Source organism: Lysinibacillus phoenicis (assembly GCF_047238325.1).
Taxonomy (GTDB): domain Bacteria; phylum Bacillota; class Bacilli; order Bacillales_A; family Planococcaceae; genus Lysinibacillus; species Lysinibacillus irui.
The window spans coordinates 2,229,972-2,253,278 of sequence record NZ_JBDFMP010000002.1 but is presented as its reverse complement, the minus strand read 5'-3'; the positions used below and the strand labels follow the sequence as shown (position 1 = coordinate 2,253,278).

The 23,307-nt window shown below is 38.2% G+C and carries 25 protein-coding genes; all 25 read left to right on the top strand.

Features of this window, described 5'->3' with window-relative positions; all coding sequences use genetic code 11:
• Positions 1 to 50: 50 nt before the first annotated feature.
• The 25 genes from ABC382_RS12745 to ABC382_RS12625 all read left to right on the top strand — a co-directional run bounded on the left by ABC382_RS12745 (position 51) and on the right by ABC382_RS12625 (position 23,298).
• Positions 51 to 548 carry a manganese efflux pump MntP gene (locus ABC382_RS12745; RefSeq protein WP_274795549.1) on the top strand — a complete coding sequence of 166 codons (498 nt, stop codon included), beginning with the start codon at positions 51 to 53 and terminating at the stop codon, positions 546 to 548.
• Positions 549 to 570: 22 nt separating this feature from the next.
• Entirely contained in the window at positions 571 to 1,011 is a 441-nt protein-coding gene (locus ABC382_RS12740) for a low molecular weight protein arginine phosphatase (protein WP_412926901.1), read from the top strand.
• Between the two features lie 8 nt (positions 1,012 to 1,019).
• The gene (locus ABC382_RS12735; protein ID WP_274795551.1) at positions 1,020 to 2,303 is read left to right on the top strand and encodes a methyl-accepting chemotaxis protein; all 1,284 of its coding nucleotides are present in this window, start codon (positions 1,020 to 1,022) and stop codon (positions 2,301 to 2,303) included.
• A gap of 356 nt (positions 2,304 to 2,659) precedes the next feature.
• Complete coding sequence (gene rpiB, locus ABC382_RS12730) at positions 2,660 to 3,097, top strand: ribose 5-phosphate isomerase B (RefSeq protein WP_274795552.1); 438 nt, start codon at positions 2,660 to 2,662, stop codon at positions 3,095 to 3,097.
• An 85-nt stretch (positions 3,098 to 3,182) separates the two neighbouring features.
• Positions 3,183 to 3,725 (top strand): TIGR01440 family protein, encoded by a 543-nt coding sequence (locus tag ABC382_RS12725; protein WP_412926900.1) that lies wholly within the window; start codon positions 3,183 to 3,185, stop codon positions 3,723 to 3,725.
• 55 nt (positions 3,726 to 3,780) lie between these two features.
• The gene (gene glyA / locus ABC382_RS12720; RefSeq protein ID WP_412926899.1) at positions 3,781 to 5,022 is read left to right on the top strand and encodes a serine hydroxymethyltransferase; all 1,242 of its coding nucleotides are present in this window, start codon (positions 3,781 to 3,783) and stop codon (positions 5,020 to 5,022) included.
• A 285-nt stretch (positions 5,023 to 5,307) separates the two neighbouring features.
• Positions 5,308 to 7,464, top strand: coding sequence for an EAL domain-containing protein (locus tag ABC382_RS12715; RefSeq protein ID WP_412926898.1), 2,157 nt, complete (start codon positions 5,308 to 5,310; stop codon positions 7,462 to 7,464).
• Between the two features lie 127 nt (positions 7,465 to 7,591).
• A complete protein-coding gene (gene upp / locus ABC382_RS12710) occupies positions 7,592 to 8,221 on the top strand; it encodes a uracil phosphoribosyltransferase (protein ID WP_004269470.1) in 630 nt (209 codons plus the stop codon).
• Between the two features lie 170 nt (positions 8,222 to 8,391).
• On the top strand, positions 8,392 to 9,513 hold the full coding sequence (gene wecB / locus ABC382_RS12705; protein ID WP_412926897.1) for a non-hydrolyzing UDP-N-acetylglucosamine 2-epimerase: 1,122 nt from the start codon (positions 8,392 to 8,394) through the stop codon (positions 9,511 to 9,513).
• A gap of 536 nt (positions 9,514 to 10,049) precedes the next feature.
• On the top strand, positions 10,050 to 10,421 hold the full coding sequence (locus tag ABC382_RS12700; RefSeq protein ID WP_004269472.1) for an ATP synthase subunit I: 372 nt from the start codon (positions 10,050 to 10,052) through the stop codon (positions 10,419 to 10,421).
• Positions 10,422 to 10,457: 36 nt separating this feature from the next.
• Positions 10,458 to 11,168 carry a F0F1 ATP synthase subunit A gene (gene atpB, locus ABC382_RS12695; RefSeq protein WP_412926896.1) on the top strand — a complete coding sequence of 237 codons (711 nt, stop codon included), beginning with the start codon at positions 10,458 to 10,460 and terminating at the stop codon, positions 11,166 to 11,168.
• A 65-nt stretch (positions 11,169 to 11,233) separates the two neighbouring features.
• Complete coding sequence (atpE, locus tag ABC382_RS12690; protein WP_004269474.1) at positions 11,234 to 11,458, top strand: F0F1 ATP synthase subunit C; 225 nt, start codon at positions 11,234 to 11,236, stop codon at positions 11,456 to 11,458.
• Positions 11,459 to 11,630: 172 nt separating this feature from the next.
• Positions 11,631 to 12,149, top strand: coding sequence for a F0F1 ATP synthase subunit B (gene atpF / locus ABC382_RS12685; protein ID WP_274795558.1), 519 nt, complete (start codon positions 11,631 to 11,633; stop codon positions 12,147 to 12,149).
• Complete coding sequence (locus tag ABC382_RS12680) at positions 12,146 to 12,682, top strand: F0F1 ATP synthase subunit delta (RefSeq protein ID WP_412926895.1); 537 nt, start codon at positions 12,146 to 12,148, stop codon at positions 12,680 to 12,682. The genes atpF and ABC382_RS12680 overlap by 4 nt, the downstream gene beginning before the upstream one ends.
• 28 nt (positions 12,683 to 12,710) lie before the next feature.
• Positions 12,711 to 14,219 carry a F0F1 ATP synthase subunit alpha gene (gene atpA, locus ABC382_RS12675; RefSeq protein WP_274795560.1) on the top strand — a complete coding sequence of 503 codons (1,509 nt, stop codon included), beginning with the start codon at positions 12,711 to 12,713 and terminating at the stop codon, positions 14,217 to 14,219.
• A 46-nt stretch (positions 14,220 to 14,265) separates the two neighbouring features.
• A complete protein-coding gene (gene atpG, locus ABC382_RS12670) occupies positions 14,266 to 15,123 on the top strand; it encodes an ATP synthase F1 subunit gamma (protein ID WP_274795561.1) in 858 nt (285 codons plus the stop codon).
• A 51-nt stretch (positions 15,124 to 15,174) separates the two neighbouring features.
• Complete coding sequence (gene atpD / locus ABC382_RS12665; RefSeq protein ID WP_274795562.1) at positions 15,175 to 16,590, top strand: F0F1 ATP synthase subunit beta; 1,416 nt, start codon at positions 15,175 to 15,177, stop codon at positions 16,588 to 16,590.
• A gap of 24 nt (positions 16,591 to 16,614) precedes the next feature.
• Positions 16,615 to 17,022, top strand: coding sequence for a F0F1 ATP synthase subunit epsilon (locus tag ABC382_RS12660; protein WP_274795563.1), 408 nt, complete (start codon positions 16,615 to 16,617; stop codon positions 17,020 to 17,022).
• Positions 17,023 to 17,093: 71 nt separating this feature from the next.
• Complete coding sequence (locus ABC382_RS12655) at positions 17,094 to 17,333, top strand: DUF1146 family protein (protein WP_274795564.1); 240 nt, start codon at positions 17,094 to 17,096, stop codon at positions 17,331 to 17,333.
• Positions 17,334 to 17,776: 443 nt separating this feature from the next.
• Positions 17,777 to 19,087, top strand: coding sequence for a UDP-N-acetylglucosamine 1-carboxyvinyltransferase (murA, locus tag ABC382_RS12650; RefSeq protein ID WP_312504963.1), 1,311 nt, complete (start codon positions 17,777 to 17,779; stop codon positions 19,085 to 19,087).
• 136 nt (positions 19,088 to 19,223) lie between these two features.
• On the top strand, positions 19,224 to 20,108 hold the full coding sequence (spoIID, locus tag ABC382_RS12645; RefSeq protein ID WP_412926894.1) for a stage II sporulation protein D: 885 nt from the start codon (positions 19,224 to 19,226) through the stop codon (positions 20,106 to 20,108).
• A 37-nt stretch (positions 20,109 to 20,145) separates the two neighbouring features.
• Positions 20,146 to 20,823, top strand: coding sequence for a M23 family metallopeptidase (locus tag ABC382_RS12640; RefSeq protein ID WP_274795568.1), 678 nt, complete (start codon positions 20,146 to 20,148; stop codon positions 20,821 to 20,823).
• 156 nt (positions 20,824 to 20,979) lie between these two features.
• Positions 20,980 to 21,240, top strand: a complete 261-nt coding sequence (locus ABC382_RS12635; protein ID WP_004269485.1) for a sporulation transcriptional regulator SpoIIID — start codon at positions 20,980 to 20,982, stop codon at positions 21,238 to 21,240.
• A 207-nt stretch (positions 21,241 to 21,447) separates the two neighbouring features.
• Complete coding sequence (gene mreB / locus ABC382_RS12630) at positions 21,448 to 22,443, top strand: rod shape-determining protein (RefSeq protein ID WP_274795569.1); 996 nt, start codon at positions 21,448 to 21,450, stop codon at positions 22,441 to 22,443.
• A gap of 21 nt (positions 22,444 to 22,464) precedes the next feature.
• Positions 22,465 to 23,298: a flagellar hook-basal body protein gene (locus ABC382_RS12625; protein WP_274795570.1), complete on the top strand. Its 834-nt coding sequence runs from the start codon at positions 22,465 to 22,467 to the stop codon at positions 23,296 to 23,298.
• Positions 23,299 to 23,307 lie beyond the last annotated feature (9 nt).

Genomic DNA, 23,307 nt, shown 5'->3' with positions numbered 1-23,307 from the left:
TATTTGCTAGCATAAAATGATAAAATATTAGGGAGCGAAGGAGTGCGTTCTTGCAGGGAATTCTTGCAGGTATATTAACGTCTGTTGATGTGATTGGTCTATATGTTTTGCTGCCAAATGTTAGGTATCGCTTATTTTTATCACTATGGACGGCTGCATTGCATATGCTTTTTCCATTATTAGGATTTGAATTAGGGAGTTATTTAGTACGTTTTCTTTTAGAATGGGGACAATGGATTTCAAGTATTTTATTATTTTGTATTGGTATGCATTTACTATTATTCTCTCATCGAGATGAAAAAGTAACGATTTCTCCAGTACTTTTAGCTGTGACTGCAAGCCTAGATACCTTTTCAGTTAGTGTTTCTTTTGGTATGCTTAACTTAGAAAAAACAATTTTTATCATGAGTGCAGGGTTAAGTGCTCTAATTTGTGCTTATGGGTCATTAGTCATTGCACGTAGAAGCCAAGTCTTTTTTGGTAATAAAATTCAAATAGTTGCTGGGATTATATTCATCATCATGGGTATTCTAGCTATTCAACAATAGATCAAACTGGAGAGTGATAAGTGTGAAAATATTATTTGTTTGTACAGGCAATACTTGTCGCAGTCCAATGGCCGAAGTCATTTTAAAACATAAACGAGTAGACAATGTAGAAGTACGATCAGCAGGTATTTATGCAATGCCAAATGCACACATGTCAGCACATGCGCAACAAGTACTAAATGAAGCCCAAATGTCACATCAACATTTAGCAACTCAATTATCATTTGCTGAAATAGAGTGGGCTGACTTGATTTTGACAATGACGTCTGCTCATAAAGACACCGTCATTTCTAATTATCCAGGATCCGAATATAAAGTGTATACATTGAAAGAGTATACAAATGAAGGTAGTCTCGAAAATGTAGTAGATCCTTATGGGGGCAATAAAGCAATATACGAAGCAACATTTGCAGAATTAAAGGAATTGATTGATCAACTAATTAAAAAACTAGAAAAGAATTGAGGGGCCCTATGAAAAAACAATTTGGTTTACGACTTAAATTAGTGTTGTTTGTTAGTGTTCTTGCATTAATTACCTACAGTGTCAGTTTTATATTCATTGAGTTTTTACAACCGACTTTTTTCCCTGAAACTAATGGAAAATTGTTTCAAGTGATTACTTACACATTAGGTATTATATGGTCAGGTATATTGGCTGCTATTTTTAGTGTGATTTTAATCAAACCTTTACAGCAGCTTGAGCATTCTGCAACTCTTGTGGCAGAAGGGAAAATTGGACAGGATGTGCAAATGCCTAGAACAAATGATGAAATTCGATCAGTAGCAGAGGCATTCCAACTAATGGTGTTAAATTTACGTCAAATGGTGGAAAGTATTGATCATAACTTCCAACAAACAAATCAGTCCATTATTCAACTCTCTGATGAGGCAGGAGTGGCGACAAAAAAGGCAGAAGGTATTGCCTCTACAGTGAAGCATATTTCTGCTGGTGCAGAAGCATCTGCAACAGCGGTACAAGATACTGCTGAAGCAATTGAGGATGTACGAGCACTTGCGACTGAAGTAAATAGTAGAGCAGAGGCATCCGCATCGCAATCAAAAGAGATCCTACATAATTTAACGACAACAACAAAAGCCATCGAAACACTAGTAAATAGTATCCAGCAAATTGCAACGGGTAATAATGAAGCATTAAAAAGCATTCATGCATTAGAAGAAAATGCTGGCCAAGTAGAACGCATTATTAGCTTAGTCGGTGACATTGCGGCACAAACAAATTTATTAGCATTAAACGCCTCAATCGAAGCAGCACGTGCAGGAGAGCATGGAAAGGGCTTTGCGGTAGTAGCGGAAGAAGTACGTGGTTTAGCTGATGAAAGTGCGAAAGCAGTCCAAGGCATTACAGCTTTAATCCAGTCCATGCAGCAAAATGTAGAAGTAGTTGTTAAACAAATGAACGAACAAGTGGCTTTTGCAACAAAGGAAGCTGATCGTGTTTCTGAAACAACGACAGCGGTAGAAGGGATGGCATCTAATGTCCATGAAATGGCGACAGCAATTGTTGAGATTTCTACTTTAATTGAACAGCAAATGCATAATATTGAAACGACAGCACGACAATCACAGGAAGTCGCAGCCATAGCAGAAGAAACATCAGCGGGAGCACAAGAAGTTCGAAGTGCTGCTGAAGAGCAAGCCCATGCAATTGAACAGGTTGAACATCTTGCGCAAAGTTTAAAAAAGCAATCAGAAGCATTGCATAAAATGATTCAACAATTTGATAGACAAGCATAGTCCAATGGGCTATACATAATTGCGATGAAAATCGGATTATGTATAGTCTTTTTTTCTTCCCTTTTGTCAGTAGTAAATTTCTATCTAAAAGTCGCCTTTATGTCCACTGTAAGTAAAAAGCTGAAAAAACTTTAGTAGATGGAATATTACAACAAAAGACTGTTATCCGAACTTATTAACACGATATTCACATTATCCACAGAAAAATAGGTTTAAAAGTGAATGTTTTTGTGTTAATATACAATAAACGTTCGTCTTTCGTGGGAAATCAACGTAAAAATACTAGAAAAATCATGTTATTATTCGAAAAGAAGTGGTACACTAAGGTTGACTATAATTCGAAAAGAGGGAACCCAGTGAGAATAGCAATTTCTTCTGATCACGGAGGCAATAACTTACGTCGTGAGATTATGCAGCTATTAGATGAACTTCAAATTAGCTACGAAGATTTTGGTCCACAATCTGCGGATTCAGTAGACTATCCAGATTACGCAAAACCAGTTTCAGAGGGTGTTGCTAATGGAGAATTTGATAAAGGAATTTTAATTTGTGGTACAGGAATTGGTATGTCCATTGCTGCAAATAAAGTGAAAGGCATTCGTTGTGCATTAGTGCATGATGTATTTAGTGCCAAGGCAACACGTTGCCATAATGATTCAAATATTTTAGCGATGGGTGAACGCGTCATTGGTCCGGGCCTTGCAAGAGAAATTGCACAAACTTGGCTAGAGACAGATTTCGAAGGTGGCCGTCATGCACGCCGCATTGAAAAAATTACAGAACTAGAGCAATAAAGATTTATTATTCCGTGAATGGCATTCGGAAAGGATGTCATTCATGGCATGATTTTAATGAATATAGATGAAGGAGCTGAGCTTAATGGTTGTAAAACAAATACGAACGCATTTGACTCAGTTACTCAGTGAATTTGAAGAGCAAGTCATTTTACGACCCCATACAATTTTTGTCGTAGGATGCTCTACATCTGAAGTGATTGGTCAGAAAATTGGCACAGCGGGTGCGTTGGAAATAGCTGAAGCCATTTACGAGCCGTTACAAGAATTTGCATCAAAACATCAGCTATATTTAGCATTCCAAGGTTGTGAACATATTAACCGTGCTATTACGATGGAGGCATCAGCAGCTGAAAAGTTTGGTTATGATCCAGTAGCGGTAGTCCCAATACGTACGGCAGGTGGGTCAATGTCCGCTTATGCCTACACAAGATTTGCTAGCCCTGTGGTTGTGGAAACAGTCCAGGCACATGCTGGTATTGATATTGGACAAACATTAATTGGTATGCATTTAAAAGCGGTAGCTGTTCCAGTTCGAACATCAGTAAAAATGGTGGGCGAAGCAGTTGTCACAATTGCTACAACACGTCCGAAGCTAATTGGCGGAGAACGTGCAGTATATAAATAATTACCACTTTTATCTGTGGTATAGATAAATGATACTTTAGGAGGCTTTTTCTAACATGGCATATGAAAAATTAGCAGTACAAGACAAAGCAGTATTAGATGGAATTCTTGCAGAGAAAAAACGTCAACAAGCAAATATTGAATTGATTGCATCAGAAAACTTTGTATCAGAAGCAGTTATGGAAGCACAAGGTTCTGTACTGACAAATAAATACGCTGAAGGCTATCCGGGTAAACGTTACTATGGTGGATGTGAATATGTAGACGTTGTAGAAGATATCGCGCGTGACCGTGTGAAAGAAATCTTTGGTGCGGAATATGCAAACGTCCAACCTCACTCAGGTGCGCAGGCAAATATGGCTGTGTACCACACAATTTTAGAACCAGGTGACACGGTTCTTGGTATGAACCTTTCTCATGGTGGTCACTTAACACACGGATCACCAGTAAACTTCTCTGGTATTCTATACAATTTTGTGGAATACGGTGTAACAAAAGATACGCAAGTAATTGATTATGAAGATGTACGTCAAAAGGCATTAGAACATAAGCCAAAACTTATTGTTGCAGGTGCTTCAGCTTATCCACGTGAAATCGATTTCTCTAAATTCCGTGAAATAGCAGACGAAGTAGGCGCATATTTCATGGTTGATATGGCGCACATTGCTGGTCTAGTTGCGGCTGGCGAACACCAATCACCAGTGCCATATGCTGATTTTGTTACATCAACAACACATAAAACATTACGTGGACCTCGTGGTGGACTAATTCTTGCTTCAAAAGAATGGGAGCAAAAACTAAATAAATCTGTTTTCCCTGGCATACAAGGTGGTCCATTAATGCATGTTATTGCAGCTAAAGCTGTAGCATTTGGCGAAGCATTACAACCAGAATTTAAAGACTATGCGAAGCAAATTAAAGCGAATGCAAAAGCGTTAGCTGAAGTTCTAATTGCTGAAGGTGTTGAAATTGTATCTGGTGGTACAGATAACCACTTATTACTACTTAACGTTAAATCTCTTGGTTTAACAGGTAAAGTTGCTGAGCATGCACTAGATGAAGTAGGTATTACAACGAATAAAAACACGATTCCTTACGATACTGAATCTCCATTTGTTACTTCTGGTATTCGTATTGGTACGCCAGCTGTTACTTCTCGTGGCTTTAAAGAGGAAGATATGAAAGAAGTTGGAGAAATTATTGCAGCTGTTCTAAAAAATCCTGACGATAAGGCAGTTAAAGCGGAAGCAAAAGAGCGCGTGAAAGCATTAACAGATAAACATCCATTATACGCATAATAGAATAATAGGGCTGTGTTTAGAGTACATTTTTTACTTTAAACACAGTCTTTTATTTTTCGGAAATATAGGGTTAAACTGTAAAATGCATCTTTTTTCTAATAAAGTAGAATAATCCTCTTATTTTTGAATAAATTTACATAACGCAGGTATAAAGGGATATATTATAGTATGCTGAGGACAGATAATGTCCTAGAAAAGAAGTTTTTTTTCACAAAAGTGAAAATTTAATTAAATTTTATGTACAATGGAAATGGGATGAAGTGATAGAGACGGAGGGGTTGGATGGTCACTAAATCGTTAGACATAGATCATGATGTTTTATTAAACAGCATTCGCAAGTTAGGGGATAATTCGAAAGAAAGTTACGTTATTTTTGATTCAACCAATTGTCAGTGCATACTGGAATGTAGTGATTCTTTTTGTACGCTTACAAATGCTTCGCGGTCACAAATCCTAAATACTAATTTTTTTTCATGGCTTTCTATGGATGAAGAAAAGACAACCATTGAAATGATGAAAGAAAAAATACATAACGGCATAATGGTACAAGCGAAGCTTACTCATAATACCATTAATAAACACCCCTTTTGGGCGGAAATACAAGCATTACCATTTTGTAATGAGGCAAATGTAACGCAATTTGTTCTAGTACTTGTGAAGGATGTTACCTATTATCATACAGAAGATTTCTTTATGCGTTTAGAAAATGATATGTACAAGGCGATTGAAAGAGATAGCAGCTTTGAACAAAAAATGAAAATGATATGCCGTGGACTTGATGAATTTTTCATGCCGAATATTTCAAGTATGGTTCTCATTAAAAAGGACGCAAAACAATTGCAAGTATTTACAGGTGAGGATGAATCACGATGTGTACCAAAATGTTGTGAAAACAATGAATTTTTTACGGAAATTATGCAGTCAGAAACATCTACGTTCATTGAAAATTTAGATGAAGTAGATATTCCTGTAGAACATAAAAAATATGCAACATTGTCTCAAATGCCATATGGTTGGTTTATACCAATACGCAATCAACAACGGCAAGTGATAGGACTTTTTTCGATATTTGGTCAAAAAACGTTAAGTGACCAAAAGTTTTTGAAAAATATGTTTCGGAAAATGGGGGCACTAGTTGCCTTAGCTTTTTCGTATGCGAAGACGCAGAAAAAAATATGGAGTTTAGCCTACACAGATATTACAACGGGTTTACCAAATCGCCACAGCTTCGTTAATTCTCTTGAAAAAGTAGTTGAACAGGGTCAAAGTGGCTTTATTAAAATATTAAAACCAAGTGAATTTCACCAAGTAGTCGAATTATACGGACGGGAAATTGGTGATGAACTTTTAAGACAACTTGCCAAACGACTTGAGCAAGACAAGCCTGAATACCATGAATATGTTGCTAGATTTACAAGTTCTAGTCTCATTATGTCTACAATAGCACAGCATGAAAATTTACAAGATTACGAAGTGCGGATAAAGGAAACAATTCGTCAGCCATTTGTTATTGGAGGAAAGCAAATCTATATAACGTTAAAAACAGGTATTGCTTCTTATAATAATAGTACAAAAATCAATGATGCAATCCGTTTTGCTGACAATGCTCTCTCCTTTGCTATCGATAAGCCAGGTACACATACAGAAATATTTACGACAGAGAAAAATGATGCACTTGTGCAGAAAATGACCATTTTAAACCATTTATCTCAAGCGATTAAAAATAAAGAAATTACAGTCCATTTACAGCCTAAAGTAGATTTACGTAATGGCGAAATTAAAAGTATTGAAGCTCTAGCACGTTGGATTTCTCCTAAGCTAGGTTTTGTTTCACCAGCAATCTTTATTCCAGTAGCAGAAAGTGTGGGAAAGGTTCGGGAAATTGATGTTCAAGTTCTAGAAACTGTACTCTCATGGCTTTCACAGCGTCAACGGTTAGGAAAAAAATTAGTGAGAGTAGCAGTCAATATTTCACCAGATCATTTTTACTATCCACATTTTGTTCAGGATACAGTAAAACTAGTTTGGAAATATAAGATTGATCCTAGTTATATCATTTTAGAGGTAACAGAAAATATTGGCCTAGTAGATTTCCAATCTGCCTATAAAATTATTCAAGAGCTAAAGAGCTATGGCTTTAAAACATCAGTAGATGATTTTGGCACAGGTTTTTCATCATTAAGTTATTTGCAACAATTACCGTTCTCTGAATTAAAGATTGATCGGAGCTTTATTAATGCAATTGAAGATGCTGCAACACTGGCTATAGTGCGCTCTATTATTCAACTGGCATTAAATTTAGGGATGACATCAGTAGCAGAGGGGATTGAAACAGAGGAACAGGTTGAAATTTTACGTACGCTTGGCTGTACTGTGGGACAAGGGTATTTCTACTATAAACCAATGACAATTGAACAATTAGATACAATCCTTGAATAATAACTTATTTTTGTCAAAAGAACTATAACAAAAGGAGTCGTCCTAAATTTATTTTTGAGGCGACTCCTTTTTTCTGTTATACTAGTTGAGATAAAAATGAAATCCGAACGGTTAGGAGAGAATCCCTTTGAGCAAAGTCTATGTATTTGATCATCCACTAATCCAACACAAGTTAACTTATATTCGTGATAAGAACACAGGAACTAAAGAATTTCGTGAGCTAGTAGACGAAGTAGCAACACTTATGGCATTTGAAATCACACGTGATATGCCTGTAGAAGAAATTGAAATTGAAACACCTGTAACCATTGCAAAAACAAAAGTACTATCTGGTAAAAAGCTTGCTATCGTACCAATTCTACGTGCAGGTATCGGCATGGTAGATGGCGTATTAAAGCTTATCCCAGCTGCAAAAGTTGGACATATTGGTCTTTATCGTGACCCTGAAACATTAAAGCCAGTTGAATATTATGCAAAATTGCCTGCAGATGTTGAAGAACGTGATTTCATTATTGTAGATCCAATGCTTGCAACTGGTGGTTCAGCAGTGGAAGCTATCCATTCATTGAAGAAACGTGGAGCTAAAAACATTAAATTCATGTGCTTAATCGCTGCACCAGAGGGCGTAAAAGCTATTCAGGAAGAACATTCGGATGTAGATATTTACATTGCTGCTCTTGATGAAAAATTAAATGATCATGGCTATATTGTTCCGGGTCTAGGTGATGCAGGAGACCGCCTATTCGGTACAAAATAAACATCAATACATGAAATTCCTTTATTTAGGAAGAAACTAATAACTTGTTAAAGCGTCCTTCAAATTGAAGGGCGTTTCATAGTATGTTTGGGCAAGTACATCTCTTGATAGCAATCAACGGATGTGGCTAACCTTCTCATACAATAACAAAAAGGACGGTGCAGATCGTTTTGACAAAGAAATGGAAAGTAATGACGATTTTTGGTACAAGACCAGAAGCAATTAAAATGGCTCCTCTCGTTTTAGAGTTACAAAAGTATCCAGAGCAAATAGAATCTATTGTAACCGTAACAGCACAGCATCGCCAAATGCTTGATCAAGTACTAGAGACATTTAAAATTACACCTAACTATGATTTAAATATTATGAAGGATCGTCAAACATTAATTGATGTCACAACAAACGCTTTACAGGGCTTAGATAAAGTAATGAAAGAAGCACAACCTGATATCGTTTTAGTACATGGTGATACAGCGACGACTTTTATTGCCAGCTTGGCGGCATTTTATAATCAAATAGCTATCGGACATGTGGAAGCTGGTCTTCGTACGTGGAACAAATATTCACCGTACCCTGAGGAAATGAATCGTCAACTAACAGGTGTGATGGCTGATTTGCATTTTGCACCAACAGAGGTATCTAAAAAGAATCTACTAGATGAAAATAAAAACCCAGATACTATTTTCGTGACGGGTAACACAGCTATTGACGCATTAGCAACAACGGTTAGCGAGCATTACACTCATCCAGTATTAGAAAAAATAGGTAAGGATCGCATGATTTTATTAACGGCACACCGTCGAGAAAATTTAGGTGAGCCAATGCGTCATATGTTCAAAGCGATCACAAGAATACTAGCAGAGCATGAGGATGTACAAGTTGTTTATCCTGTGCACATGAATCCTGCTGTAAGAGAAATTGCCAATGAAATCTTAGGTGAAAATAATCGTGTGCATTTAATAGAGCCACTTGAAGTGTTTGATTTCCATAACTTTGCAGCCAATTCATATATGATCCTAACGGATTCAGGAGGCGTGCAGGAGGAAGCCCCATCATTAGGGAAACCAGTGTTAGTGCTTAGGGATACAACAGAACGTCCAGAAGGGATTGCAGCTGGAACATTAAAGCTAGCAGGAACAGAAGAGGAAACAATTTATGCCTTAGCTAAAGAGTTACTAACAGATAAAAACGCCTACGAAGCAATGGCAAAAGCATCAAATCCTTATGGGGATGGACATGCATCTAAGCGTATTGTAGAGGCATTGCTAGGATTTTTACTAAAAACTAATTAATGTACTAATTTTTATTGTGAAAAATAAGTCTAATGTACCTATTGGAATGGGTAAGCTAATTTACGAGCATAATCATGTCGTAAATTAGCTTTTTTAATGCGTCAAGAAAATAGGAGGTTTTGAAACTATGAAATTTCATACACAAATTTGTCAACAATTTGACAAGAGTATAGAGGCTGTGAAGTTTTTCTCCTTTACCAATTGACTTCAAATATCACCTATTGTATGCTTACAAAGGGTAAGAATGATAAGGGTTTCTGTTCATAAATAGGACGTTGAAACACTTGTTATATCAACTTTCTACTAAATTGACAGTTCAAAATAAAACTGTCGATTTGCAACGTTTTGTGCGTTTCGGTTTTTACCGAGTCGGTAAGGGGTGTAAGTTATTTTTGGGCATTTACACCTGTAATTGAAATGACTCTCCCATTACTATTCCGCTGTGAGTAGTGCTTTTCACTGCTCTTTTCTGATTTCACATAGTGGTCAGCAAACGTTTTCATTACTCGAAAAAATGATTCAGGAGATTACAACCAATGCTAGATTTGCATCACATTTTTGCTGTGCAGAAGAGGGCGTTATTTTTTTTGCTTGCACTCTGCGCATTAGGCTGGGGATTCACTCCCTATCAAACTGTTTTTGCGGGCATCGCAGTAGGTGCATTTTTTGGTACGTATAATTTTTGGATTTTAGTTCGCCGGATGGAAAAGTTTGATCGATCCATTAGTGAAGGGAAGAAAATAGGCTCACTTGGTACAGCGCTTCGCTTTGGATCAGGTGTTGCGGCAGTCGCAATAGCCATTTCGTTGCCAAACTATTTTCACTTAATTAGCACGGTTATAGGGCTAATGATTCCGTACGTTTTTCTCTTTGTCGAGAGAATTGTGTCACATGTAAGGAACCGCTAATGTGCTTTAAATTAGAAAGAGAGGTGAAAAATAACAATGAATCACGGAGCTCCGTTACTAGAAGTCGGTTTTTTAACATTTAACTTATCGACAGTTATGATGTTACTAGTTGCCGCAATTATCGTATTTTTAATTGCTTTTATCTCAACTAGAAGCCTAAAGTTAAAACCTACTGGTATGCAAAACTTTATGGAATGGATTATGGATTTCGTTAAGAATATCATTAAAAGCAACATGGACTGGAAAACTGGTGGTCGATTCCACGTTTTAGGTATTACGCTAATTATGTTTATCGCAGTATCTAACTTACTAGGTCTTCCATTCTCAATCGTATTTGATCATGAGCTATGGTGGAAATCACCAACAGCTGACCCAACAGTAACGATGACGTTGGCAGCAATGATTTTAGTCTTAACGCATTTCTATGGTGTTAAAATGAAGGGTACAGGTCATTATGTTGGTACATTCTTCAAACCAATGTCATTCATGTTCCCACTTAAAATAGTAGAAGAATTTGCAAACACATTAACATTAGGTTTACGTCTTTACGGTAACATTTACGCGGGTGAGATTTTACTTGGCTTACTTGCAGGATTAGCATCATCAGGTGCCGTGGGATTCATCGGAGCAATCGTTCCTATGATGGCATGGCAAGGTTTCTCAATTTTCATCGGCTTCATCCAAGCCTTTATCTTCACAATGTTAACAATGGTTTACATGGCTCATAAAGTGAGCGATGACCATTAATATAAAGCATATATCCTATGCTTGAACCACAAAAAAACAAACAATTCCAAGGAGGAAATTTTCAAATGACAGGTTCATTAGGTTTATTAGCAGCAGCAATCGCAATCGGTTTAGGTGCACTTGGTGCAGGTATCGGTAACGGTCTTATCGTTTCAAAAACAGTAGAAGGTATCGCTCGTCAACCAGAAGCTCGTGGCGTTCTTCAAACTACTATGTTCATCGGGGTTGCATTAGTTGAGGCCCTACCGATCATCGCAGTAGTAGTAGCATTCATCGTAATGAACAAATAATTCAGTTGAACACTGAATTTTACTAGTGGCGAAGCAGGATTCTCCAGATGAAACTTCGCCCTTCATTTTGGAACTGATAAAAGCTATGTGTAAATATAGCTTTTTAAAATAGGTAGTTTTTTAGTTAATAAATTATGTTGAAGTTAAAGCTCTTGAAGGGAGTGAAACAATCGTGTTTTTAGATAATCTTGTACTAGGTGCAGGCGCTGGATTTAATAGCGGAGACATCATCGCAACATTAGTTATCTTCTTAGTATTAATGTTCTTACTTAAGAAAGTAGCTTGGGGTCCACTTATGGGCATCATGCAACAACGTGAAGAATTAGTAGCGAGTGAAATCGAAGCAGCTGAAAAAGCGCGCAAAGAATCGCACCAATTTTTAGAAGAACAAAAGAGCCTTCTTAAAGAAGCTCGTACGGAAGCACAATCGATTGTTGAAGGCGCTAAGAAGCAGGGCGAACTACAGAAAGAAGAAATTCTTACTGCAGCTCGTAATGAAGCAAACCGCTTAAAAGAATCAGCTTTACGTGAAATTGAGTCTGAAAAAGAAAAAGCTATTGCAGCTGTACGTGATGAAGTCGTTTCATTATCAGTACTTGCAGCATCTAAAGTCCTTAGCAAAGAGATTTCTGAGGCAGACAACCGTGCTCTAATTGAAGAGACGATTGCGAAGGCAGGGGAAGCTCGATGAGTAATTCAACTGTAGCAAAACGTTACGCTCAAGCGCTTTTTGAATTAGCGCAACAAAAAAACATGCTTACTGAAGTTGGAGCAGACTTAAGCGAACTAACAAAAGTTATTAAAGAATCGCCTGATTTTTTAACGCTTTTAAATGCGCCTAAGTTCTCCATCGAACGTAAAAAACAAATGGTAGCTGAAATCTTTGCTGGTGCAACACCAGAAGTTTTACACACAGTTCAACTTTTAGTTGAGAAAAAACGTGTAAACGAGATCAAGCTCATTGCTAATGCATATGCTGAACTTGCTGCACAGGCACAAGGCACTGCAGATGCAACAGTATTTTCAACACGTGCACTTTCCCCAGAAGAAAGCGCTAATATTTCGGCAGCGTTCGCGAAACTTGTTGGAAAACAATCATTAAACATTACAAACGAAATCGATCCATCTTTACTTGGTGGTATTCGTGTTCAAATCGGTAACCATATTTATGATAGCTCAGTCGCAAATAAACTTGAGCGTCTAAAACGTGAATTAATCGGTTAATAATTTAGAAATGTGAGAGGTGACATACATGGGCATCAAGGCTGAAGAAATCAGCAGTCTGATTAAACAACAGATTGAGAATTATGAATCTGAACTTAAAGTAAGCGAAGTTGGTACAGTTATCCGTATTGGTGACGGTATCGCTCTTGCTCATGGCCTCGACAACGCCATGGCTGGAGAGCTTTTAGAGTTCTCTAATGGTGTTATGGGTATGGCTCAAAACCTAGAAGAAGGTAACGTTGGTATCGTAATCTTAGGTCCATACACTGACATCAAAGAAGGCGATGAAGTTCGTCGTACAGGTCGTATCATGGAAGTACCAGTTGGTGAAGAACTAATTGGTCGTGTTGTAAACCCACTTGGTCAACCAGTGGATGGACAAGGTCCAATCAACACTACAAAATCTCGTCCAATCGAAAGTCCAGCTTTCGGTGTAATGGCTCGTAAATCAGTACACGAACCACTACAAACTGGTATTAAAGCGATTGACGCATTAGTACCAATCGGTCGTGGTCAACGTGAGTTAATCATTGGTGACCGTCAAACTGGTAAAACATCTGTAGCTATCGATACAATTCTTAACCAAAATGACCAAAACATGATTTGTATCTATGTAGCAATCGGTCAAAAAGAATCTACAGTACGTGGAGTTGTAGAAACTCTTCGTAAACATGGCGCTTTAGATTACACAATCGTTGTGACAGCTTCTGCTTCTCAACCAGCTCCATTACTATTCTTAGCACCATTTGCTGGTGTTTCTATGGCAGAGGAATTCATGTTACAAGGTAAACACGTTTTAATCGTGTACGATGATCTTTCTAAACAAGCATCAGCTTACCGTGAACTTTCACTTCTTCTACGCCGTCCTCCAGGTCGTGAAGCTTACCCTGGTGACGTTTTCTACTTACACAGCCGCTTACTTGAACGTGCTGCGAAGTTAAACGAAACATATCAAAATGGTTCGATTACAGCTCTTCCATTCGTTGAGACACAAGCTGGGGATATCTCTGCATACATCCCAACTAACGTAATCTCAATTACTGATGGACAAATTTTCTTACAATCTGACTTATTCAACTCAGGTGTACGTCCAGCGATCAACGCCGGTCTTTCTGTATCACGTGTAGGTGGATCTGCTCAAATTAAAGCGATGAAAAAAGTTGCAGGTACACTACGTCTTGACTTAGCTGCATTCCGTGAGCTTGAATCATTCGCACAATTTGGTTCAGATTTAGATAAAGCAACACTTGCTAAACTTGAGCGTGGTAAACGTACGGTTGAAGTTCTTAAACAAGACCTAAACAAACCACTAAAAGTTGAAAAACAAGTTGCGATCCTTTATGCATTAACTAAAGGTCATTTAGATGATATTCCAGTACAAGATATCGTTCGCTTTGAATCTGAATTCTTAAGCTGGTTAGATTCAAACCACACAAACGTTTTAGATCATGTTCGTACTACTAAAGAGCTTGCTCCTGATGCGGATTATGAAGCAGCAATTAATGCATTCAAAAAAACTTTCGCTAAATCAGAATAAGTTCAACGAGTCACTTGATTAAAAAACAGAAGGTGGTGAAATACCAGTGGTAAACTTACGCGAAATAAAAGGTCGTATTACTTCAACAAAGAGTACGAAGCAAATTACAAAAGCGATGCAGATGGTTTCTTCTTCCAAGTTACGTCGTGCAGAGCAAAATGCTAAAGCTTACGTTCCATACATGGAAAAAATCCAGGACGTAGTAGGCGCAATCGCTTCAGGGACAAAAGACAGTGGACATCCAATGTTAACTGCTCGTCCTGTTAAGAAAACGGCTTACTTAGTCATTGGTTCTGACCGTGGTCTTGCGGGTGCTTACAACTCAAGTATCCTACGTCAAGTACAACGTACAATTAACGAGCGTCATAAATCAAAAGACGAATACGTTATTTTAGCAGTAGGTCGTGTTGTTCGTGACTACTTTGTGAAACGTGATCATAATGTCATCAGTGATGTTGTCGGTCTTCCTGACCAACCAACATTTGCTGATATTAAAGAAATCGCTCGTAATGCTGTTGGTATGTTCATTGATGGTACGTATGACGAACTTTATATGTACTATAATCACTTTGTCAGCGCTATTGCTAGTGAAGTGACAGAGAAAAAACTTCTTCCATTAACAGATATTGCCCCTGCAAGCGGTAATGCTTCTTACGAATTTGAACCATCTGGTGAAGCAATTCTAGAAGTGTTACTTCCACAATATGCGGAAAGCTTAGTTTATGGCGCATTATTAGATGGAAAAGCAAGTGAACATGCTTCTCGTATGACGGCTATGAAAAATGCAACAGATAATGCAACTGATCTTATTTCAGACCTTTCTTTGCAATATAACCGTGCACGTCAAGCGGCGATTACACAAGAAATTACAGAAATCGTTGGTGGAGCTGCAGCCTTAGAATAGGCAAGCAGCTTCCCAATGTCGTATAAGAATACGATAGGAGGGTACACAGTAATGAATAAAGGACATGTTATTCAAGTAATGGGTCCTGTTGTTGACGTAAAATTCGACAATGGCCAATTACCAGCAATCTATAACGCATTAACAGTTAAGATTGAACGTCCTAATGAAGAACCAACAATTCTTGCATTAGAAGTTGCGCTTCATTTAGGTGATGATTCTGTTCGTACAATTGCGATGTCATCTACTGATGGCTTACAACGTGGAGCAGAAGTAACAGACTCAGGAAAAGCTATCTCAGTACCAGTTGGTGAAGTTACACTAGGTCGTGTATTCAACGTACTTGGAGAAGTAATTGACTTAGGTGAAGAGATTCCAGCTGACGCACGTCGTGATTCAATTCACCGTGAAGCACCAACTTTCGAGAACCTTTCAACTTCAGTTGAAATTCTTGAAACAGGTATCAAAGTAGTAGACTTACTTGCACCATATATTAAAGGTGGTAAAATCGGTCTATTCGGTGGTGCCGGTGTAGGTAAAACTGTATTAATCCAAGAATTAATCAACAACATCGCACAAGAGCACTCAGGTATCTCTGTATTCGCTGGTGTAGGTGAGCGTACTCGTGAAGGGAACGACTTATTCTTCGAGATGAGCGATTCAGGCGTTATCAAGCAAACAGCGATGGTATTCGGTCAAATGAACGAGCCACCTGGTGCACGTATGCGTGTAGCTCTAACTGGTCTTACAATGGCAGAATACTTCCGTGATGAGCAAGGCCAAGACGTGCTTTTATTCATCGACAACATCTTCCGTTTCACACAAGCAGGTTCTGAGGTTTCTGCCCTATTAGGTCGTATGCCTTCTGCGGTAGGTTACCAACCAACACTTGCAACTGAAATGGGTAAACTACAAGAGCGTATCACATCTACGAACAAAGGATCTGTAACTTCTATCCAAGCGATCTATGTACCAGCCGATGACTATACTGACCCGGCTCCAGCTACAACTTTCGCCCACTTAGATGCAACTACTAACCTTGAGCGTAAATTATCAGAAATGGGTATTTACCCTGCGGTTGACCCACTAGCTTCGACTTCTCGTGCATTATCACCTGAAATCGTAGGCGCTGAGCACTACGCAATTGCTACTGGTGTACAACGTACAATCCAACGTTACCGCGAATTACAAGATATCATTGCGATTTTAGGTATGGATGAGTTATCTGATGAAGATAAACAAACAGTAGAACGTGCTCGTCGTATTCAATTCTTCTTATCACAAAACTTCCACGTAGCGGAACAATTCACTGGTCAAAAAGGTTCTTATGTACCTGTAAAAGAAACTGTTCGCTCATTCAAGGAAATCCTTGATGGCAAATGGGATCACCTACCAGAAGATGCTTTCCGTCTAGTTGGTTCAATTGATGAAGTAGTTGAAAAAGCGAAAAGCATGGGCGTAGAGGTTTAATACTAGGGACGAGGAGGAAAAAATATGAAGACAGTTCTAGTCAATATTGTCACTCCCGACGGCCCAGTATACGATTCTGAAGTATCAATGGTAATCGCTAAAACAACTTCAGGAGAAATCGGTGTTCTTGCAGGCCATATTCCAATGGTTGCTCCACTTGCTATTGGTGCAGTGAAGCTTAAAAAAGAAAACGGTTCGACTGATATTGTTGCTGTAAGCGGTGGTTTCATTGAAGTTCGTCCAGAAAAAATCTCAATTTTAGCGCCGTCTGCTGAAATTGCTGAAAATATCGATGTTCAACGTGCTAAAGAAGCCGTTAAACGTGCTGAAGGACGTCTTCAAGGTAAACAAGACAACATTGATTTCAAACGTGCTGACCTAGCATTAAAACGTGCGTTGAATCGTATCAACGTTCATGAGGGTAATATCTAATTCATTTTTAACGGGCAGATATAGCATCTGCCCGTTTTTTAAGGTGACCTAGGAGAAATGGAGGAGGAAACATGGAAGTATATGAAGCGATAGGACAAGAAGCTTTGTTAGGTATTTTATCTCATATCTTTTTTATCGCAATTACTTTTTATGCATTACAGGCTTTTATGTTAGAGAAAATATTTAAGAAGAATCGAGTTTTTCAAATTCAGCTTATTTATATTTTATTAAGTATTGCAATCGGTACAACCGTATCCAATTTCTTTCTTCAACTATCTAATTGGTCTGGCAAACTTCCCTACTTATTTTAAAGCAGTGAACCGTCTATATTAATGAAGATGGTTTACTCTACATGTTTCAAAGGACTTTATAACCCGATTTGTGTGGCCCTTTGAACTATGTAATAAACGTGTTCAACGTTAATTGGGCTTGCCCAAACCGTTTAAAATTACCTGGTATTTGCTATAATCATCGCCCATTCTAAAAAAAAGTGAGAAAAGTTGTTTTTTATTCATTTATCTTGGGGTATGTATTAGAAGCGAACTGGTTATTGGTCATTCACAAAAAAAAATTGGTAGCGTACAATAAATAAATAGCAAAATATCTAATAATGGCTTAAAATAGTGATTTGGACGCTTGAACGAGCGTTAGAAAAGTTGTACTATAGAGTTGTTTGTTTACTGATTATGACATTATACTTCTTTTTAAAATAAAAATTCGATAGGTTAATAGATTGAATTCGGAGGGACATAGGGTGGATAAAATAATAGTGACTGGCGGCCAAAAACTACAGGGAAAAGTACGTGTAGAGGGCGCAAAAAATGCAGTGTTACCAATCCTTGCGGCAGCTTTACTTGCTTCAAAAGGAGAAAACGTAATTAAGGAAGTCCCTAATTTAGCAGACGTCTTTACAATAAACGAAGTACTTAAAAGTTTAAACGCAGCAGTTACATATATACCTGAAGATAATGCCGTGTATATAGATGCATCAAAAGAACTTTCAAGTGAAGCTCAATTTGAATTTGTTAGTAAAATGCGTGCATCCATTTTAGTAATGGGCTCTTTACTTGCTCGTAATGGATATGCTCGTGTTGCTCTACCAGGAGGCTGTGCAATCGGTTCTCGCCCGATTGAATTACACTTAAAAGGCTTTGAAGCAATGGGTGCAAAAATCTCATTTGGTCATGGTTATGTAGAGGCGAAAACAGAAGGTCGCTTAAAGGGGGCTAATGTATATTTAGACTTCCCAAGTGTCGGTGCAACAGAAAATATTATGACAGCTGCATCTCTAGCAGAAGGGACAACTGTCATTGAAAATGCAGCGAAAGAGCCTGAAATAGTAGATCTTGCAAACTTCATTAATAGTATGGGAGGCCGTGTAATCGGTGCAGGTACCAATACAATTCGTATCGAAGGAGTCGATACATTATATGGAGTAGAGCATCATATTATTCCCGACCGTATTGAAGCTGGTACATTTATGGTAGCAGCAGCTATTACTAAGGGAGATGTAGTGATTGAAAATGCAGTACCAGAGCATATGACAGCTTTGATTGCTAAGATGCGTGAGATGGGTGTAGAAATTACAGAGTTGGATGAAGGAATTCGTGTACGTGTTCCACATACATTAAAAGCTGTTGATATTAAAACGATGCCACACCCTGGTTTCCCAACAGATATGCAATCACAAATGATGGCTTTAATGCTAACTGCTGAAGGTACGAGTATTATTACAGAAACGGTATTTGAAAATCGTTTTATGCATGTTGAGGAGTTCCGTCGCATGAATGCTGGTGCTAAAATAGAGGGACGCTCTGTGTTTATCGAGGGGCCAGTTAAACTTCAGGGAGCTGAAGTGATGGCAACGGATTTACGAGCTGCGGCTGCACTAATTTTAGCAGGACTTGTATCTGAAGGAGTAACACGAGTTACAAAGCTTCATCATTTAGATCGTGGTTATGTAGATTTCCATGGCAAATTAGCCGCTCTTGGTGCTAATATTGAACGTATTACTGAAGAAGTTGAAACAATTGAAGAAATTACGGTTGAATTACCTACAAACTAAGCTCATTTCTAAACCCTTTGCTGTTTAAGCAGAGGGTTTTTTGTTTTCTCATAACTAAATGGAGTCTAGCATATTATTCCTTATGAAAAAATGGATGATTAGTATAGGTGTCCTTTGTTTATTGGGAGTATTATATATGCTTCCTGTAGTAGGGTTGAGTGAAAGAAGAGAGGCAGTGAAACCTCCAACTAGTGATGAAAATGCCTGTGAAATATTTATAGAAGTGGAGGGACAAAAGGAAAAAATCCCTTTGGAGACGTATATTACAGGTGTTGTTGCAGCCGAAATGCCTGTTTCCTTTAAAAAAGAGGCATTGAAAGCACAGGCGATTGCTGCACGCACCTATGCATTGAAAACGACAAATTACGGTAAAACAGCCATTGCTCCAACTGTAGCAAGACAGGTTTTTTACGATGAAGAGCAAAGAAAGGCGAATTGGGCTAGCAATTTCCTGGGAAATGAAAAGAAAATTGTCGAAGCCATCAATGAAACGAAAGGACAAGTTCTTCTATATAATAATGAACTAATTACAGCTATGTTCCATTCGACGAGCAATGGGAAAACAGAAAGTGCTTACGGTTATAGTGGTAATAATGTTCCATATTTACAAAGTGTTGCAAGTGTATCAGATCAAGATTCACCAAAGTTTACTGCTGAGCAGGAATGGACATTAGCACAATGGAATAAGCTTTGGCCCGTTCAATGGCAAGCTAGTGATTTTAATCGTGTCCAGCTATTTTACAATGACTCGGGGCGAGTAGATCGTTTGCAGTTAGGGAATAATGTTTGGACGGGAAGAGAGGTACGAACAATACTCGGCATTCCATCTACTGATTTTACAATTAACTATAATAACACGACAAGAAAGGTTCGTGTAAAAACTCAAGGCTATGGGCATGGAGTGGGAATGAGTCAGTATGGAGCAGAAGCAATGGCGAATGAAGGGAAAACCGCAGCTGAAATTTTACACTATTATTATCAAGATATTGAAATAAAAAAAATAGATGCATGTTTAAAATAGCTTCTAGTTGTTCACACTGCAACTAGAGGTGATGAAAATGAGAGAGGATAAAAATAATAAAGCTTCTCAAAACCAAAATCCAAATCAAAAGGAAAATGGTCAATTACAAAAGAAACCTTGGTTTTGGCCAGTAGTTTACACAGGTGGTGCACTGGTTCTAGCAGGATTGTTATTTGGTTACAATAGTCTCGTATCAAAAGTAGAAGAGGCGCCGTTACCAGATTTAGCTGAAGTAGATCCAGGTCCTGTAGTGGAAACAAATGCACTTACGGAAAACATGAAGTATCCATTCAAAGAAGAGAGTTTTAGTAAAGTACAAGTTTTACAAGAATTTTACGAGTTAGAGGCAAATGAAGAGTCTCGCGAAAATGCACTAATGGTATTTAATCAAACATTTACTACTTCTTCTGGTATCTCTATTGCTATGAATGGTGAAGAATTTGAAGTACTAGCTGCTATGAGTGGTAAAGTACTAGAGGTAAAACTAGACGCATTTACGGGTAATAAGATTGTGATTGAGCATCCAAATGGTATGCAAACACATTATAGCTCTGTAAAGGATATCGCTGTGAAAGAAGGCGATGAGGTTACACAAGGTCAGACATTAGGAAAAGCGACTGACAACGAGTGGAATCAAGCGGCTGGCGTCCACATGCATTTCGAAGTTCTTGAAAACGGAAAATATATTAATCCGAAAAAATTACTAGCTTTTTAAGACAAAAAGCTAGTAACGCATAAAAAATCAGCATTTTATCAGGAAAATGCAAAACGTGTTCTGAATAGCTTTGTCCTTACATAAGGTGAAGAAATGCGCAAATGTGCATCTGATTGCCAAAGCATTTTGTGAAATTGTGTGGAAAGGACGAAGAACGTGCATGAGCACATTCGGAAGCGCTGCATACGCCTCGGTGAATTACTGATTGAGACGCGTGAGACTGTGCGTGTCCTCGCGAAAATGACTGGTTATTCAAAAAGTACGGTGCACAAGGATTTAACAGAGCGATTGCCAACAATTCATGAAGGATTAGCTGACCAAGTGAAAGAAATACTCGCCTACCATAAGGCCGTACGTCATATTCGCGGAGGAGAAGCAACGAAAAACAAGTGGAAAGAAAGAGCGAGTCAAGAATGATTCGTTCTTTTTTGCTGTTTGGACAAGCTTAATAGGCAATTTATAAGGATAGTAAAACTATATTATAGCCGTTCACAACCTAAAAAGAAAACAGTCTTATTCACTAAATTTAGGTGAAATTACCAATAGTATATGATAAAATATTCTAGATAAAGAGATAAAATGAACGTTATGTAGTTGGAACTGGCGGGAAGGAGAAATTATAGAATGTTTTCGAAAGATATTGGCATTGACTTAGGAACTGCGAACGTATTAATCCACGTTAAAGGTAAAGGAATCGTCCTAAATGAACCATCTGTGGTGGCGATTGATAAAAAGACAAACAAAGTATTAGCGGTAGGGGAAGAAGCTCGCCAAATGGTAGGGAGAACGCCAGGTAATATCACAGCAATTCGCCCACTAAGAGATGGAGTCATTGCAGATTTTGATGTGACAGAGGCTATGTTAAGACATTTCATCAATAAGCTAAACGTTAAAGGATTTTTGGCAAAGCCGCGAATTTTAATTTGCTGTCCAACGAACATTACAAGTGTTGAGCAAAAAGCAATTCGTGAAGCAGCAGAAAAATCTGGCGGTAAAAAAGTATATTTAGAGGAAGAGCCAAAAGTAGCTGCAATCGGTGCAGGTATGGATATCTTCCAACCAAGCGGCAATATGGTAGTCGACATCGGTGGCGGGACTACAGATATAGCAGTCCTATCAATGGGTGATATTGTAACAAGTGAATCCATTAAAGTAGCAGGAGATGTGTTTGATAACGATATTTTGCAATATATTAAAAAAGAATATAAATTGCTAATTGGTGAACGTACTGCAGAAGCAATCAAGATAACAATCGGTACTGTTTTCAAAGGTAGCCGTGATGATACGATGGATATTCGTGGTCGTGACATGGTAACAGGCTTACCACGTACCATTTCAATTCATTCTGAGGAAATCGAACGTGCTTTACATGAATCAGTAGCAATGATTGTCCAATCAGCAAAAAATGTTTTAGAAAAAACACCACCTGAGCTATCAGCTGATATTATTGATCGTGGAGTGATTATTACTGGTGGCGGTGCATTATTACACGGAATGGATCAGCTATTAACAGAAGAGTTAAAGGTACCTGTCTTTATTGCAGAGCGACCTATGGACTGTGTGGCTATTGGAACAGGTATAATGCTAGAAAATATTGATCGAGTGCCAGCTTCCTTATAAAAATAAATTGAGGTGATTTCTTTGTTTAAAGGGTTTTATACAGTTGCAACAGGTATGATCACGCAACAAAGAAGAACAGAATTATTAACTAATAATTTATCCAATGCGAATACACCAGGATTTAAGGCAGACCAATCCACAATCCGCTCGTTTCCAGACATGTTGATGTCTAGCATTGGAAAAACAAATGCTCCTGCCAATCAACAAGCAGGCGCCGAATATATGAGTCAAGTAGGAGCTTTAAATACAGGGACATATTTACAAGAAACATTGCCAAATTACATACAGGGCCAAATCTATAGCACTGATTTTACAACGGATATGGCGTTGATTGATGGGAACTTACCACAAAATGAAGATGGTGTGTCGGGCTCAATTTTCTTCCGATTAGAACATCCAGCTGGTGGCGAGGCCTATACACGTAATGGTAATTTCACATTAGATGGTCAAGGCTATTTAGTAAATGGTCAAGGTTTATACGTACTTAATGATGCGGGACAGCGTATCCAGCTACCAAATGACGATTTTCGCCTTGCTGAAAATGGAGCCATTTTTGTAAATGATCAGCAAGTAGCACGGGTTGGCGTATCATATGCTGCTAATCCGAACATGCTACTTAAACAGGATAATGGCCTTATTCGTACAGAAAATGGCGAAAACTTACCAACAGCTTATGGAGCAAATGGTGTTTCCTTTACACTTCGTCAAAACTTTTTAGAAGGTTCGAACGTAGATTCTGGTCGCACAATGACAGATTTAATGACAGCCTATCGAGCATTTGAAGCCAATCAAAAAGTATTACAGGCTTATGATCGCAGTATGGAGAAAGCTGTTAACGAAATCGGGAAAATCTAATGAGCGAAC

Bases quoted from the DNA above. Each gene is read 5' to 3' on its own strand.
- ABC382_RS12735 (WP_274795551.1), top strand. From the start codon at position 1,020: ATGAAAAAACAATTTGGTTTACGACTTAAATTAGTGTTGTTTGTTAGT.
- ABC382_RS12725 (WP_412926900.1), top strand. From the start codon at position 3,183: ATGGTTGTAAAACAAATACGAACGCATTTGACTCAGTTACTCAGTGAA.
- glyA (WP_412926899.1), top strand. From the start codon at position 3,781: ATGGCATATGAAAAATTAGCAGTACAAGACAAAGCAGTATTAGATGGA.
- ABC382_RS12715 (WP_412926898.1), top strand. From the start codon at position 5,308: ATGGTCACTAAATCGTTAGACATAGATCATGATGTTTTATTAAACAGC.
- ABC382_RS12700 (WP_004269472.1), top strand. From the start codon at position 10,050: ATGCTAGATTTGCATCACATTTTTGCTGTGCAGAAGAGGGCGTTATTT.
- atpB (WP_412926896.1), top strand. From the start codon at position 10,458: ATGAATCACGGAGCTCCGTTACTAGAAGTCGGTTTTTTAACATTTAAC.
- atpE (WP_004269474.1), top strand. From the start codon at position 11,234: ATGACAGGTTCATTAGGTTTATTAGCAGCAGCAATCGCAATCGGTTTA.
- ABC382_RS12680 (WP_412926895.1), top strand. From the start codon at position 12,146: ATGAGTAATTCAACTGTAGCAAAACGTTACGCTCAAGCGCTTTTTGAA.
- atpA (WP_274795560.1), top strand. From the start codon at position 12,711: ATGGGCATCAAGGCTGAAGAAATCAGCAGTCTGATTAAACAACAGATT.
- atpD (WP_274795562.1), top strand. From the start codon at position 15,175: ATGAATAAAGGACATGTTATTCAAGTAATGGGTCCTGTTGTTGACGTA.
- ABC382_RS12660 (WP_274795563.1), top strand. From the start codon at position 16,615: ATGAAGACAGTTCTAGTCAATATTGTCACTCCCGACGGCCCAGTATAC.
- ABC382_RS12655 (WP_274795564.1), top strand. From the start codon at position 17,094: ATGGAAGTATATGAAGCGATAGGACAAGAAGCTTTGTTAGGTATTTTA.
- spoIID (WP_412926894.1), top strand. From the start codon at position 19,224: ATGCTTCCTGTAGTAGGGTTGAGTGAAAGAAGAGAGGCAGTGAAACCT.
- ABC382_RS12640 (WP_274795568.1), top strand. From the start codon at position 20,146: ATGAGAGAGGATAAAAATAATAAAGCTTCTCAAAACCAAAATCCAAAT.
- mreB (WP_274795569.1), top strand. From the start codon at position 21,448: ATGTTTTCGAAAGATATTGGCATTGACTTAGGAACTGCGAACGTATTA.